This window comes from Roseibacillus ishigakijimensis, assembly GCF_016595415.1.
Classification (GTDB): domain Bacteria; phylum Verrucomicrobiota; class Verrucomicrobiia; order Verrucomicrobiales; family Akkermansiaceae; genus Roseibacillus; species Roseibacillus ishigakijimensis.
Map to the genome: position 1 here is coordinate 12,061 of NZ_JAENIO010000022.1, position 14,194 is coordinate 26,254.

The window sequence follows — 14,194 nt, forward strand, 5'->3', positions numbered from 1 at the left end:
AGCTGGAGGGGGGAACCCGCCGAAAACGGAAACTTTACGCTCCCCGCATGAGGGAAATCTCAGCGAGGCTGATGAAGGAGGCAATCAGCTCGGCCCGTTCTCCGTTCTTCAATTGATCGACGGTGATGGCCCGCTCCAGGGTGAATTTACCGGAACGAGTGCGCCGCAGGGCACTGAGGTGGGCTCCGCAGCCCAGCTCTGCTCCGATATCGTGGGCATAGGTGCGCACATAGAACCCCTTGGAGCACTGCACGGTGAAGTCCACCTCAGGGCTCTCAATGCGGGAAATCTCGTAATCGGTGACGTAGACCGCCCGCGGATCCCGCTTCACCTCCTGACCCTTGCGAGCCAATTTATAGAGGGGGACTCCGTCCTTCTTGATGGCAGAGACCATGGGAGGGATCTGTTCGAAATCCCCCGTAAACTGCCCGAAGGTGGCTCGGATTTGCTCTTCGGTGACCTCGCCGAAAGGTTTTTCTTCCAGAATCTCGCCCTTGGCATCTTGGGTGGAGGTGGTCGCGCCCAGGGTGAGGGTGCCCACGTATTCCTTGTCCTCACTCATTAGCAAGTCCTGAATCTTGGTCGCCTTCCCCACCACCAGCATGAGCAATCCAGTCGCCATGGGGTCGAGGGTTCCACAGTGGCCGATTTTCTTGATTCCCAGAGAGCGCCGGGCAATGGCGACTACATCGTGAGAAGTCATATCGGGGGCTTTGTCCACCAGGAGGACACCGCTGGGAGTCTGTTCGTTTTGCTGCATCGGGTCTATGTTAGAGAGTTTTGGCGGCCGCCATCAGGGCCGCGACGAATTGCTGGCGGGCCTCCGGCAAGGGCCCGGGAAGGCGGGCCCCAGCGGCAAGAATATGGCCTCCCCCGCCGAACTGGCCACAGAGCTCGCTGACGTTGAGGGCAGGGCTTTTAGAACGGGAGGAGACGCGGATGGTGCCGTCCGAGATCTCTTCGAAGAAGACGCAAGCCACCACCTCGTCGATGCCCCGCATGACGTCGATGAGGCCCTCGCTATCGCCGGGCTGATAGCCGACCTCATTTTTCATCGCCAGGGAGAGGCTCCACCAGGCCAGCTTGCCATCCTCGCTGCGTTGCAAGGTTTCCAGCAAGAGGCGGAGCAATTCCACCCGCCGGTAGGGAAAGTTTTGATAAGTGAGACGGTTCAGCTCCGCCACCTCCAGGCCGGCCGCAAGGAGGTCCGCCGCCATCTCGTGGGTGCGGGCGGTGGTGTTCGCGTATTGAAAGGATCCGGTATCGGTGGAGGCCCCCACATAGAGAGCGGCCCGGGCAGCGGCAGGAATCGGCCACCCACCGGCTTGGGCCAGTTCCCACACCATCTGGGCGGTCGCAGGGGACTGATCGTCAATCCACACCAAGTCTCCGTAGCGCTCATTGGTTACGTGATGATCGATGGTCACCGCCCGACACCCGCTGGGACATAAAGCCAGCACATCCTCGCCCAGACGCTCGCGGTTGGCAGTATCGAGAGCGACAAAGACCTCGGCCGGAGCAGCCTCCGCAGACCCAGCGAGCTCGATTCTGGGGTGAGCAGGGTCTTCCAGGAAAGCCAGATTAGCCGGCACACCATCCTGGTGCAGATAACGCACTTCCTTGCCCAGGCTTTCCAGAGTCAAACCCAGTCCCAACATGGAGCCGATGGCATCCCCATCAGGCCGCAGATGACTGGTCAGCACAAAGCTCTGGTAGCTCTCGAAAAGAGCGACCAACTCGGGGGGCGTGATTGGCTGGGACATGAGAAGGCGCATCCTCATCACAGCTCTCCCCCGCAAGCAAGAGCGGAAAGGGATTTCTCATCGCTTCCCGGGTCTGACTCTGGCAATCTCGCCCACCCTTCCCCAAACAATAATGCCCTACCTTTCTCTCCAGACCAATGCCACGCCCAGCGCGGAAGAACAAGCTGCCTTCCTCGAGGAAGCTTCTGAAATCGTCTCCCGGGTTCTCGGCAAAAGCCGCATCTACATCATGGCCGGGGCCCAGACGGGCCTGGTGATGAGCTTTGCGGGTCACGACGAACCGTGCGGCTTCATGGAACTCAAAGCCCTCAATTTCTCGCCCGAGCACAGCACGGCCTTGGCCCAAGCGCTCTCCCAAGCGGCTTCCAGCCACCTCGCCATCAGCCCCTCCCGCCTTTTTCTGCGCTTTGTCGACACCGCGCGAGGTCACTGGGCAATGGGCGAAAAGATCTTCTAGCGCGAGGGTTCAAACATTTGTTTGAATATTTCCCCACTTTCGGGCCGTTCCATGGGGTGCCGATGACCGTTCATACCGCCCCCCTCCTCTTACTCCTGGCCTTTCTTGGCCTGGCCCCCCTCGCCGCGCAGCCAACTTGGATGAGAGAGGTGAACTTGACCAAGCCGGGTCCCCACTTGCCCACCCGGCCCATCGAATTGACCTACGATCTGAGCTGGAACGGCCGGGTCTCGGCCGGGCAAGCCACCATCCGCTTTGGCCATCCCGACCCACGCTATCCACGCAGCTACATTGCCCAATCCTACGGCAGCACCACTGGCTTTGCCCGCAAGCTCTTCCAATTCGACTTCAACTACACCTCCTTTCTCCGGCCCGCGTCCTTCCGCCCCCAAGTCTTTGTGGCCGAAGAGAAAACGAGCGACGAGCTCAAGCGCACGGAGACCCGCTTCGAGCGCGGCCGGGTAAAAGCCACCGAGCAAAAAACCGACCGGAAGACAGGAAAAGTGGACACTTCCAACTCCTCTTTCACCTACCCCAATGCACTCGGAGTCCATGCCGCCGTGATTTGGGCGCGCTCCTTGGACCTGAAGGCCGGACAAGAAGCGGTCTTCGTGGTGATGCCCTTCAAGACCCCTTATCTCTGTCGCCTCACCCATCTCGGACACGAGGTCGTGGCCACCCGGCGCACTATCAAATACGACCTCAAACTCCACAAAATCGATAAAAAAACCCTGCAGCTGAAGGATTACGACAAAGTGAAGAGCCTGGTGCTTTGGATCTCCGACGACGCCGAACGCCTACCCCTCGAGTTCCGCTCCGAGGTGTTCATTGGCGATGTCCGGGCCGTTCTCACCTCCCGCCGCTATCCCTAAGGAGGAGTCAGGGACCGTAGCGAACGCGGAAAAACCCCCGTTCACCCGAGACTTCGGGGAGAGTCAGCCCATTCTCGCCCGTCGCTCCCACCCCCAAAGCAACCGGAAGCCAGGTCGCCAAATCCGCACTGCGCTCGATCTGAAGCAAGCTGCCGGGAACCACCGCATCGAGCTGGAGGTGATTGTCCCCAGCGGAAAAAGCCAGCGCCAGCGGCCCGGAAGAAGCGAGAGCAGCGGATGTTCCCAACTGGAATTCTTGCAAATTGCTCAAGCCATCGCCATCGAAGTCACCACCAGGTTGAAAGCGCAATTCAGTGGGATTGGCACGCACGACCGCCCCCCCGAATTGGTCCTCCAGCCAAGCCTCGGGCAAGGGGTTGTCGCGGCCAATGGCATCCTCCAGGCCATTATCATCCTGCCGCAGAGCCACAATGAGGATGTCCCCCTCGGCCTCATGGGTGCCATCGCTGACCACATAACGTAGATTTCCAAAATTGCCGGGTGGGTCCGCTACCGAATCGGAATAATAAGCGGCAGGGGTGAAGGAAAGAAGGCCGGTAGCCGCCTCGAAAGTCCAATCGCCGCTACTCACCGCCAATCCCTCGGGAAAGCTGTAGCTCAGCGGGGCCCCCGAACTCGAAAAAGCCGCCAGAGTTAGGCGGTTGACGGAGGAAACGGGCTGATCTCCCGGCCGAGAAGCAGCCCGGAAATGACGGGTGGGAGCAAAGGGAGGCAGCTGTGCCGGATAGGCAAAAGCGATCCGATCGGCATCATAGCACGCCGTCCGCGCCCCCCGGCCATCATTGTGCACGCGGTAATACATGACCGCCTCGGTCAGAGCGGTCTCAGTCTCACTGGCAGACTCGGAAGAATGCCGCAGGCCCAGGGCATGACCGATCTCGTGGGTGAGAACCTCCGCCACTTGGGCGGCATTGGTCCAAAGACTCGAACTGTGGTTGATCACCACCCAGCGGTCCTCCAAGCGGCCGAACTCGACCCCCGCCACCGAGCCTCCGGCGGAATTACTCAGGAAGCCACCCGCCCGGCCCAAGGTAGTGTCGCTTGCGATGGGACTCTGCAAATCGTGCAATTGCAGGTGAATGATTCTCTCCCCGCCCTCTTGAGTGGAGGCGGCTCCTCCGAAATCGCCAGGCTCGGTGACCACAAAGCGCAAGCCGGAAATCGCCTCCCAGGCATCCAGCGCCTCACGCACCAGAGCGACCGCTTCCCGACGGGTGACCACTGCGGGAAAGGCCTCGCTATCCACAGCCACCACCAGCGGTTGGCCCGAGTCACACAAGCGCAGTCTCCCCGGCTGCCCCTCGAACTCGAAGTAGCCACTGGGAGTGAGGCGGGAAGGAGGCACCTCCCCGCAATCGCCGCTCTTGGCGGACTTCGCGAGGGGTGGCGGCTCATCCCCCTCGCCCAAAAAGCGCGCCTTCTGGTCGTCCCACTCCCCGGCATCCACCTTTTCCGCTGAAGCCTGGTAGAGCTCCCAGCCCACTTCGGCGCGCTGCAAATGGAGGAAATAGCGTTCACCCACTTCCAATGCGACGTAGCCGGTGTCCCAATGAAGGCCCTCTTCGCGGCGTCCCCCCGGAATGGTCACCACCACTTCCTCTGCCCCCCCTTCGCCGGCCAGTTCCTCCTCAATGCGGAGGGTGGCCCGGGTCTTCACTTCGCCCTCGTGAAGGACCTCAAGAGCGACCACCCGGGCCATCACCGTGCGGTCGGCCGCCTCAACGCGATGGATGGGACAGCAAGAGGAATAACAGCCCGCCTGTAAAGCCCCTGCAGAGACCATCCCGAGAAGCACCCCGGCAGCAAGCCCGCGTCGAAACAAACCTTTTGACATGGAGCCAGTTTAGCAGCCTTGATAAAAAATCCAGTGTGAAAATGGCGGGAGATCTGACGCGATTTGCGCAAGAAGCGAGAGGATTTATCGTAAGCAATGGCCGTGCGACGCCTTCAACTTCTAGCCCCCCTGCTCACTCTCCCCCTTTCCCTGGCAGCCCAGCCGCTTCCCGACGAAGTGGAGGACCTTCTGGACTTCTATTGCTACGACTGCCACGGCTACGGGAAAAAGGAAGGGGGCATCAAGCTCGACGACCTCACCCTGGGGGCCGACAAGCACCGCGATCTCTGGGAAAGCATGTGGCGCAACGTCCGCACCGGAATGATGCCCCCGGCGGATGGCGAGCAATTTCTGCCCGAAGAGCGCAAGGAATTGTTGGACTGGTTGGAGCGCAATCCCCTCGGCATCGATCGGGAAAATCCCGACCCCGGCCGGGTGACCGTGCGCCGCCACAACCGGGTAGAATACCAAGCCACCGTCAAGGATCTCCTGGCTCTCGACTTTTCCACCGCCGAGCACTTTCCCCCCGATGACACTGGCTATGGCTTCGACACCATTGGCGACGTGCTCTCCATTTCTCCTCTGCTCGCGGAGCGCTACTTCGAGGCCGCCCAATTATTGATGGACGAAGCCGTGCCGGACAATGCCGCCAAGCTCCCCACCACCGAGATTCACGCCCCGGGCTTCGTGGCTCCCGATGACAAGGCACAGACCGGGCGCTTCATCGAGTTCACCATCCCCCAGACCGTCACCGCCAAGCGCTGGACCGCCGAGGAAGGCGAACACGAGATTGTGCTCGCCTTCGACGTCGCGGGTAGCGCGGAAGCCACCGACAACACCGCCACCCTCGTCCTCGCCGTGAACGGCAAAGAACTGGCCCGCAAAGAACTGGGCTGGGATTTCCAAAAAACTCTGACTTTGCGGGCCAAGACTCATCTCCCCGCCGCCGAGCATGAATACAGCCTGCAGATTCTCGCCGGGGAGCCCCCCAAAGAAGGCCAGGACGAACTGGGCGTGGAAGTGCAACAACTCCGCATCATCGGCCCCCTGGGAGCCGAGAACCGGCAATATCCCGAGAGCTACCGCCGTGTCATCGCTCGTGACCACCAACCCCGGACCCGCGATGAATGGCCCCAAAAAATCCGGGCCGTCCTGGGGGACTTTGCCGCGAAAGCCTGGCGACGACCGGTCGAAAACGAGACCCTCGACCGCTTGACCGAGATCTCTTGGCAAGAAGCCGAACGCCGGAATTCCTTCGAGGCCGGCATCCGCTTGGGCGGCACCGCCATTCTCGCCTCCCCCCGCTTCGTCTTGCGCACTGAACTCGCGGAGGACGAGGTTCCCGCCGACGGCTATCCCCTCATCGACGAATGGTCCTTGGCCTCGCGTCTCTCCTATTTCCTCTGGTCCAGCCTTCCCGATGAGGAGCTGCGCGAGCACGCGGCAGCCGGGACCCTCCGGGCCAATCTCGCGACCCAAGTCGAACGCATGTTGCAAGACCGCAAGGCCAACCGCTTTGTGCGCCATTTCGTCGGCCAATGGCTGCAAGCCCGCGATGTGGAGAGCCTTGGCATGAGGCCGGAGCGCATCCTGCGCATCAGCTTCAACGAAGGACAACGCACCTTCAATCCCACCCTCCGGCGTAACATGCGCGAGGAAACCGAAGCGCTCTTCCGCCACGTCCTGCAGGAGAAACGCCCGGCCGTCGAACTCATCGATGCGAACTACACTTTCCTAAACAAGCGCTTGGCCGATTTTTACGGAATTCGGGGCGTGGATCACGAAGATCTCAAGAAAGTCGACGTGCCCGACAACCGGGGCGGACTCCTGACGCAAGGAACCTTTCTCGTGGTCACCTCCAATCCCACCCGCACCTCCCCGGTGAAGCGTGGCCTCTTCGTCCTCGATAACCTCCTCGGCACTCCCCCTCCCCCCGCGCCCCCCGAAGTGCCCGAACTCGAGGAGCCGCGCCGGGGACACAAAAATCCCACCATGCGCGAGCAGATGGAAATACATCGGGCCAATCCCGACTGCCGCTCCTGCCACCAACGCATGGACCCCATCGGACTGGCCTTCGAAAACTTTACCGCCGTCGGCACCTATCGAGAGCAGGATGGCGGACAAGACATCGTCACCGACGGCGAGCTGGTCACCGGAGAGAAATTCGCAGGCGTCAAGGAGCTGAAACGAATTCTCGCCACCGACAAACGGGGCGACTTCCATCGCTGCCTGGCGGAGAAGCTCCTCACCTACGCCCTCGGCCGTGGCGTGGAATACTACGATGCCCCGGCCGTGGACGAGATTGTCACCCGTATGGAAGAAAAAGGCGGCACCCTTCACGAGGCCGTCCTCGCCGTCATCGACTCGGTGCCTTTTCAGAAAAGGCGGGCGGATTAAGACCTTTTACCACAGCCCCAGCTTGCCCGTACTCACCGCATACCAGCCCATGAGGAAGTTGGCCACGGCGTGCATGACCACACAAGCTCCCAGGCTTTTGGTCCAAATGGCGACGAGATACATGATCGAGCCGAAGGCGATGGCCCCCGCGTAATCGATGGGAGCATGTGCCAGCATAAAGGCCAGCGTGGTGACCGCGTAAGTCAGGCAACTGGGCTTGCCGAATGGAATCCGCCAATAGTCGCCATCCCGATCGAGCAACCAGCGCATGAGAAAGCCGCGCCAGAAAATCTCTTCCACCAACGAGACGATAATGACCGCGCGGAAGAAGCGAAGGGCAAGCGAAGTCCAATCGGCCGCGACATCAAAGGCGAGCGGATTGGGCCCGAACATGCGGGCGTCAAAACCTTCCCGGCGCTCCTGGACCCCGAGTTTTTGCAACCAGCCCGGCACATCGTCATCCGATGTGAAGGCCAGCCATTCGTAGAGCTGGGTGGGCAGGAGCCAGCAGCCGATGCCCACCGCCCCCATCACCACGCCAATGAGGGTGCCCTTGCGCGACCAATTGAAGTCATAGTGCTTCCACCAGAACGCGAGCAAAGCGAGACAGAGCACGCTTTGCAGGGGGTAGATCCACTGGTCGGGCTCGCGGCGCCACCACGGCAAACTGGAATGATTCCGGAAAAATTCCCCGAATCCCTCCACCACAAAACCCATTCCTCCCATGAAGATGAGGAAGGCCATCAGGGGCACGACATGCGCGAGCCCTTTGTCTTCTTTTGCCTTTGCCAAATCCACGGGAAGAAAGGGAGCGGGATTCTCTTACAGCCTTTTTACGAAGGCCTCCATCTTGTCCATCGCCTGCTCCAGTTGGTCAAAAGCAGTGGCGTAACAACAGCGGAGGAAGCCCTCCCCGCCCTCGCCAAAGGCCGTGCCGGGCACCGCCGCCACGCCCTCTTCCTCGAGCAACTTCATGGCAAACTCCTTACTGGTCAGCCCGAAGCGACTGATGTCGGGGAAGACGTAGAAAGCTCCGCCGGGGGAGTGACAATCGATACCCATTTCATTGAGCCGACGCACCAGGAAGTCGCGCCGCCGCTTGTAATCGAGACGCATTTTTTCCACCACCTCCATCGTAGCCGGATTCTCCAGCGCCTCCAGGGCGGCGGCCTGACTGGTAATCGGCGCGCAGAGCATGGAGTATTGGTGAATCTTCATCATAGCCTCGGTCAGCGGCGCCGGAGCACAGGCATAGCCCAAGCGGAACCCGGTCATGGCAAAGGCTTTGGAGAAACCATGGAGCAGAATCGTGCGCTCCTGCATCCCGGGAAGGCTGGCAATGGAAACGTGCTTCTCGTCATCATAGCGCAGCTCCGAGTAAATCTCGTCACTGAGCACAATGAGGTCGTGCTTGATGGCGACGGCGGCAATGCCTTCTAACTGCTCGCGCGAGCACACCGCCCCAGTCGGGTTGGTGGGGAAGTTGAGCATCAGCACCCGGGAACGGTCCGTAATGGCCGCTTCCACCGCCTCGGGAGTGAGGGCGAAGCCATCCTCCTTGCGCGTGGTCACCTCCACCGCCTTGCCATGGGCCATCACCACGCTGGGCGAGTAGGAAACATAGCAAGGAGCGTGATAGATCACTTCATCACCGGGATTGAGCAGAGCGCGTAGAGCCAAATCAATGGCTTCGCTCACCCCCACCGTGATGAGAATTTCATTGCTCGCCTCATAATCGACGCCAAAGAAGCCCGAGCAATACTTGGCAATCGCCTTGCGCAAGCTCAACAAGCCCAGATTGGAGGTGTAGCTGGTCTGGCCTTTCTCAAGGGAATAGATAGCTGCTTCCCGAATATTCCACGGAGTGGGAAAATCCGGCTCCCCGACGCCCAGAGAAATGACATCGTCGCGACCGATCACCAGTTCAAAGAAATCACGGATGCCGGAGCGAGGCACCTTGCCGACTTGGTCAGAAATTTTTTCAGCGTAATTCATGGGGTGACAGGCAAGCGTTCTCCTTGGGTCTCGTTTCCAAACAGGAATCCGTTCTCTTTATAAGTCTTCAGGCGAAAGTGGGTGGCAGTGGAGAGAACCCCCTCCATCGAACTCAGTTTCTCGCTCACGAACCGCGCCACCGACATCAAATCGGCACCGCTGACCAGGACCATCAGATCGTAGCCTCCGCTGGCCAAGTAGCAGCTTTCCACCTGCTCGAACTTGGCGATACGGGAGGCCAAGCGATCAAAGCCTCCGCCACGTTCGGGAGTGAGCTTGACCTCGATGAAGGCGGAAACACCAGTATCGGCAGCCCGGTCAGTATCGATCACCGCCTGGTAGCCGAGAATGAGGCCATCCGCCTCCCAGGCCGCGACCTTCGCGCTCACCTCGGATTCGGACATTGAAAACCTCTCCGCGAGAGACGCCAGGGATTGACGTCCCTCGCGCCTCAATACTTCCAGCATGGGGTCAAGTGACATGACCCCGCAGATAAACCGCCCACTCCACCCTGTCGAGCCCCAAGCGTGGCCGCCTCCCGGGAGGCCCCGCGCCCTCCTGCAAAAGCCATTTTCCATCCTTGGCAAAATAGGGAAATTGCCGCGATAATGGCGTGATGCAAAACCCCGAAGAACTCCGCAGCGAAATCGCCCAACTGCGCGCCGACCTTAATCGTTTGGAAAAATTCGACGACGCTACCCGGGAAGAGCTTTCCCTGCTGGAAAAACGCATCGAAGACCTGCTCGATGCGGAAAACGAAGAAGAAACCGTGCCCGAAAAAGTCATCCACCACCTGGAGGATGCCGCCACCCGCTTTGCCGTCGAGCACCCCAAGGCCGAGGGCCTGCTACGCCGCATTTCCTACGCGCTCGGACGCATGGGTATCTGATTTTTGCCCCCCTCAGCTCGGAATGATTTCGGTCGCCTCTTCCGCCAGGCGCCGGAGCTCGGGATAATTCTCCAGCAAGGGGTCCTGCTTCAAGAGATCCTCTGCCAGCCGCCGGGCCTCCCGCACGAGGTCCGGATCGGCCAGAAACTCGGCAAACTGCAGCTCGCCCAGGCCGCTCTGCATCGTGCCCAGCACCTCGCCCGGACCACGCAGCGCGAGGTCCGCTTCCGCGATGCGAAAGCCGTCATCAGTCTCCGCCATGACGGCGAGCTTCTCCTGCCCGCTTTTGCCATCGGTGGCGAGAATGCAATAGCTCTTGTGCTCCCCCCGCCCGATACGACCGCGCAACTGATGCAGCTGGGCAAGGCCGAAGCGCTCCGCATTCCAGATGATCATGACATTGGCATTGGGCACATCCACCCCAACTTCGATCACCGTGGTGGCGACGAGCACCTGGCTCTCGTTGGCACGGAAGCGGGCCATGACCGCGTCCTTCTCCTCAGGGGCGAGCTTGCCATGCAATAGCTCCACTTCCCAGTCCTTGAGCCGTTTCTGCCACTTGGGAAATTCCGCCACCGCCGCCTGAGCCTTCACGGAGTCGCTGTCCTCCACTAGAGGGTAAACGAGATAGACCTGCCGCCCCTTTGCCAGCTCGCCCTTCAGAAAAGCGGTCACCTCACTGACCTTGGGCTTCTCCCTCACCCCGGTGACGATCCTGCCCCGTCCCGCCGGGCGTTCGTCCAACACCGAGACATCGAGGTCCCCGTAAATGGTCAGGGTCAAGGTGCGCGGAATGGGCGTCGCGGTCATGACGAGGACATCGGGGGCCCTTCCCTGCTGAATAAGGCGGCCGCGTTGCAACACCCCGAACTTGTGCTGCTCATCGATGACGACCAGGGAAAGGCGCTCGAAGTGAGCCCGTTCAAAGAGAAGGGCATGGGTCCCGATGAGGATATCCGCCTCCGCCGACTCCTCATCCCGCGCCCCGGTCAGCAGGCCCACCTTGACCCCCAGCGGTTGCAGCCACTTGGAGAAAGTGAGCCAATGCTGCTCGGCGAGAATCTGGGTGGGAGCCATCAGCGCCGCCTGGTGCCCCGAGTCCACCGCCATCACCATGGCGCAGAGGGCGACGAAGGTTTTCCCGCTTCCCACATCACCCTGCAGGAGCCGGTTCATGGCCCGTTCACTGCGCATATCGGCGATAATCTCTTTCACACTGCGCTTCTGGGCGGCGGTCAAATCGAAGGGCAGACTTTGGTAGAATTCCGTCAACAAAGCGGTCCTCTTCCCCTGCGCCCGACCCACCAACTCCTCGTGGCGCAAGCGCCGCCAACGCACGGTGAGCTGCAGGGCAAAAAATTCCTCAAGAGCAAAGCGCCGCCGCGCGGCCTCCGTCTGGGCCAGGTCGTCGGGAAAGTGAATCTCGCGAAAAGCCTCCAGCCGGGGATAACTCCGGTCCACGTCGTAGCTCGCCGCGAGGCTAGCGGGCTCGATTTCTTCCAAAACCCGCGCCATCAACTCGCGCGCCTTGCGCTGGGGCAAGCCGCTCACCCCGCGATAGATGGGCACGATGCGGTCGAGATGAAGCGAATCCTGCCCACTGACGATCTCGAACTCGGGATGCTCCATCACAAGCCGCCCCTGATAATCCTTCACCCGGCCATAAACGATGACCTCATGGCCCACCGCCACCATCTTGCTGACGAAGGGCATATTGAACCAACGGCAGGAAATAGAGCCGCCCCCAAAAACATTTTCTCCCCCGGGCTCCTCCAGAATGACCTCATAGTAGCCCTTGCCCCCGCCGAAGCGCTTTTGCATGGAATCGACCACCAGGCCCCGGAGGCAAAGCGCATCGCCGCCCGCCTGGGCCGGAAAGGCATCGAATTGACGGCGATCCTCGTAGCGTTTGGGATAGAGGCGCAGCAGCTCACCCGCCGTGTGCACCCCCACCCGGCGCAAGCCTTCCCGCTCCTTCTCCGAAAGAAAATCCAATTCGTCCTTTGCCCGCACAAGGCCGCCAGCATGAAAAATGTTCAGGCTAACATCAACGCAGAAGTGAGTCTGCTATCCAGAGAGCAGAGGCCCAAACGAGAAAGTACCGCACTTCTGCAGGGCCAAGCATATGCGCCAGCTAAGAACCCCGGAAATGTCGGGCAGTTCGCTTCCTAAAGCCATCGCTGCCATCAAGCAAACCCACCCCAATGGCGACGCCCTGTTTTTTAAACAATCCCTTATCAGTTGGCCTCAGTGGTTGTTCTGCCTCTGCCAGTTTATCCCATGTGCTTCCCATAGAAGGATAGCACCTTTTCAGGGTAGCGTCCGAACCAGTTGTCTCCATCTTTGAAGCGGCGGATAGGCGGCTTGCCTGACAAGGAAGGAGGACGCAGGCAGCCAAATCCGCCACCAGGACTTGTCCGACCAGAGGAGAGACTCCCCCACACCTAGCTGCGGTTCCCTCCGGTGAAACCTGATTGCGAAAAGAACCATTTCTTTCGCAATAGCTAGTTCACCAGCGACTTATTGAGATTCCCTTTTGCCCGAGGAGCGAAGAAAAATTCCTCCCGGGGAAAAGAGGTCGCTCGTCTACAACCTTTTTTTTTTGCCGCGGCTGCTTCGCCTATTAGCTTGCCGGTCGGCGCCGAGCAAAATCACAACCCTCCCGAGCTGGATCTGTTTGGCAGAGCGCATCTCGGTGGAGCTTTAGGGTTCTGCGTGGAGAAAGCGCAACTCTTCTTCTCGCAAGAGACGCCAGGATCCGGGTTCGAGATTGGCAGGGAGCTCGAGGGGGCCAATTGCCTCCCGATGCAGGGCAATCACTTTGACTCCAAAGCGGGCGAACATCCGCTTCACCTGATGGTGCTTGCCCTCGTAGATTGTCAGGCGGCAGCACTCGCGGGAAATCTTCTCGACCCGGGCGGGCTGGGTCATGATCTGCTCTTTGGCAAACCACATTCCTTGCTCGAGGACGGCCATCATCTCTGGGGTGATGGCGCTTTCGCAAGTCACCCGGTAGCGTTTGCCGAGTTTGCGCTCCGGCCGGGTGAGGGCCTCGGTCACGGTGCTGTCGTTGGAAAGAATGAGGAGGCCAGTGGTGAAGCGATCGAGGCGCCCGCCAAGATGAAGTTCGCGGGCCCAGGGCTCTTTGATCAAATCGACCACGGTCTTGTGCTGTTCATCTCGGGTGGCGCTGACCACTCCCTCGGGTTTGTGCAACAGGACGTGACGCGGCACCCGGTGCTGCACCACCCGGCCAGCCCAAGTGATGCGGTCGAATCCGTTCACTTGCCAAGACCCCTCGTGCACCGGAGAGCCATTAACCTCCACTTCACCCCGGGCCAGGCGCAGGCGCACTTCCCGGCTACCCCAGCGGGCCCATTTGGCGATGACGCGGTCCAATCTCACAAGTGATTCGTCTCCTTTCTCCCAATTTGGCGCTTTAAAAAAATTTTTTCCGAAAAAAACGCAACTTCCCATTTGCAGAGGGGTTGTTCCCCCTTAGATTCCTTCTGAGCTCGCCTAGGGCTGGGCTCCGTGTGGAATCACACCATCCAACCAAAGAACTATGAAAGCAATCCTTACTACCCTCCTCGCTTCCTTCGCATTGACTGGCTTCGCCCTCGCTGGCGACTGCGACAAGTGCAAAAAAGGCGACAAGAAAGAAGAAGCCGTCCTCGCAGGCAAGTGCGACAAGGACAAATGCGACAAAGACAAGGAAGAAGCCATCATCGCCGGTGACTGCGACAAGTGCAAGAAAGGCGACAAGAAGGAAGAAGCCGTCATCGCGGGCGACTGCGACAAGTGCAAGAAGGGCGACAAGAAAGAAGAAGCTCTCCTCGCTGGTGACAAGTGCAAGAAAGGTGGCTGCGACAAGGACAAGGAAGAAGCCCTCCTCGCTGGCGACAAGTGCAAAAAAGGTGGCTGCGACAAGGACAAGGAAGAAGCGGTCCTGATGGCCTAAGCTTT

At 60.2% G+C, this 14,194-nt stretch carries 13 protein-coding genes; 5 read left to right on the top strand and 8 right to left on the bottom strand.

Going from position 1 to position 14,194, the window contains the following annotated elements; all coding sequences use genetic code 11:
- Positions 1 to 34: 34 nt before the first annotated feature.
- Complete coding sequence (gene truB / locus JIN78_RS09790) at positions 35 to 760, bottom strand: tRNA pseudouridine(55) synthase TruB (protein ID WP_200391783.1); 726 nt, start codon at positions 758 to 760, stop codon at positions 35 to 37.
- Positions 761 to 770: 10 nt separating this feature from the next.
- A complete protein-coding gene (locus tag JIN78_RS09795) occupies positions 771 to 1,763 on the bottom strand; it encodes a DHH family phosphoesterase (protein ID WP_200391784.1) in 993 nt (330 codons plus the stop codon).
- Between the two features lie 112 nt (positions 1,764 to 1,875).
- Here JIN78_RS09795 and JIN78_RS09800 point away from each other — a divergent pair, with 112 nt between their 5' ends.
- Both JIN78_RS09800 and JIN78_RS09805 read left to right on the top strand, forming a co-directional pair.
- Positions 1,876 to 2,220 (top strand): phenylpyruvate tautomerase MIF-related protein, encoded by a 345-nt coding sequence (locus JIN78_RS09800; protein ID WP_200391785.1) that lies wholly within the window; start codon positions 1,876 to 1,878, stop codon positions 2,218 to 2,220.
- Positions 2,221 to 2,282: 62 nt separating this feature from the next.
- A complete protein-coding gene (locus tag JIN78_RS09805; RefSeq protein WP_200391786.1) occupies positions 2,283 to 3,092 on the top strand; it encodes a DUF3108 domain-containing protein in 810 nt (269 codons plus the stop codon).
- A gap of 7 nt (positions 3,093 to 3,099) precedes the next feature.
- On the opposite strand, the gene JIN78_RS09810 is transcribed toward JIN78_RS09805, so the two are convergent.
- A complete protein-coding gene (locus JIN78_RS09810; RefSeq protein ID WP_200391787.1) occupies positions 3,100 to 4,947 on the bottom strand; it encodes a M57 family metalloprotease in 1,848 nt (615 codons plus the stop codon).
- A 102-nt stretch (positions 4,948 to 5,049) separates the two neighbouring features.
- On the opposite strand from JIN78_RS09810, the gene JIN78_RS09815 reads away from it, so the two are divergent.
- A complete protein-coding gene (locus tag JIN78_RS09815) occupies positions 5,050 to 7,344 on the top strand; it encodes a DUF1592 domain-containing protein (protein ID WP_200391788.1) in 2,295 nt (764 codons plus the stop codon).
- A 6-nt stretch (positions 7,345 to 7,350) separates the two neighbouring features.
- On the opposite strand, the gene JIN78_RS09820 is transcribed toward JIN78_RS09815, so the two are convergent.
- The 3 genes from JIN78_RS09820 to JIN78_RS09830 are packed head-to-tail and all read right to left on the bottom strand — an operon-like array spanning position 7,351 to position 9,743.
- Complete coding sequence (locus tag JIN78_RS09820) at positions 7,351 to 8,142, bottom strand: CAAX prenyl protease-related protein (RefSeq protein ID WP_200391789.1); 792 nt, start codon at positions 8,140 to 8,142, stop codon at positions 7,351 to 7,353.
- A 24-nt stretch (positions 8,143 to 8,166) separates the two neighbouring features.
- A complete protein-coding gene (locus JIN78_RS09825) occupies positions 8,167 to 9,339 on the bottom strand; it encodes a pyridoxal phosphate-dependent aminotransferase (RefSeq protein ID WP_200391790.1) in 1,173 nt (390 codons plus the stop codon).
- Positions 9,336 to 9,743, bottom strand: a complete 408-nt coding sequence (locus JIN78_RS09830) for an Lrp/AsnC family transcriptional regulator (protein ID WP_234037910.1) — start codon at positions 9,741 to 9,743, stop codon at positions 9,336 to 9,338. The genes JIN78_RS09825 and JIN78_RS09830 overlap by 4 nt, the downstream gene beginning before the upstream one ends.
- A 212-nt stretch (positions 9,744 to 9,955) precedes the next feature.
- On the opposite strand from JIN78_RS09830, the gene JIN78_RS09835 reads away from it, so the two are divergent.
- Positions 9,956 to 10,228, top strand: coding sequence for a DUF4404 family protein (locus tag JIN78_RS09835; protein WP_200391792.1), 273 nt, complete (start codon positions 9,956 to 9,958; stop codon positions 10,226 to 10,228).
- A 12-nt stretch (positions 10,229 to 10,240) separates the two neighbouring features.
- On the opposite strand, the gene recG is transcribed toward JIN78_RS09835, so the two are convergent.
- Entirely contained in the window at positions 10,241 to 12,223 is a 1,983-nt protein-coding gene (gene recG / locus JIN78_RS09840) for an ATP-dependent DNA helicase RecG (protein WP_200391793.1), read from the bottom strand.
- Between the two features lie 708 nt (positions 12,224 to 12,931).
- On the bottom strand, positions 12,932 to 13,633 hold the full coding sequence (locus tag JIN78_RS09845; protein WP_200391794.1) for a pseudouridine synthase: 702 nt from the start codon (positions 13,631 to 13,633) through the stop codon (positions 12,932 to 12,934).
- A gap of 160 nt (positions 13,634 to 13,793) precedes the next feature.
- On the opposite strand from JIN78_RS09845, the gene JIN78_RS09850 reads away from it, so the two are divergent.
- Positions 13,794 to 14,189, top strand: a complete 396-nt coding sequence (locus tag JIN78_RS09850) for a hypothetical protein (protein ID WP_200391795.1) — start codon at positions 13,794 to 13,796, stop codon at positions 14,187 to 14,189.
- Positions 14,190 to 14,194 lie beyond the last annotated feature (5 nt).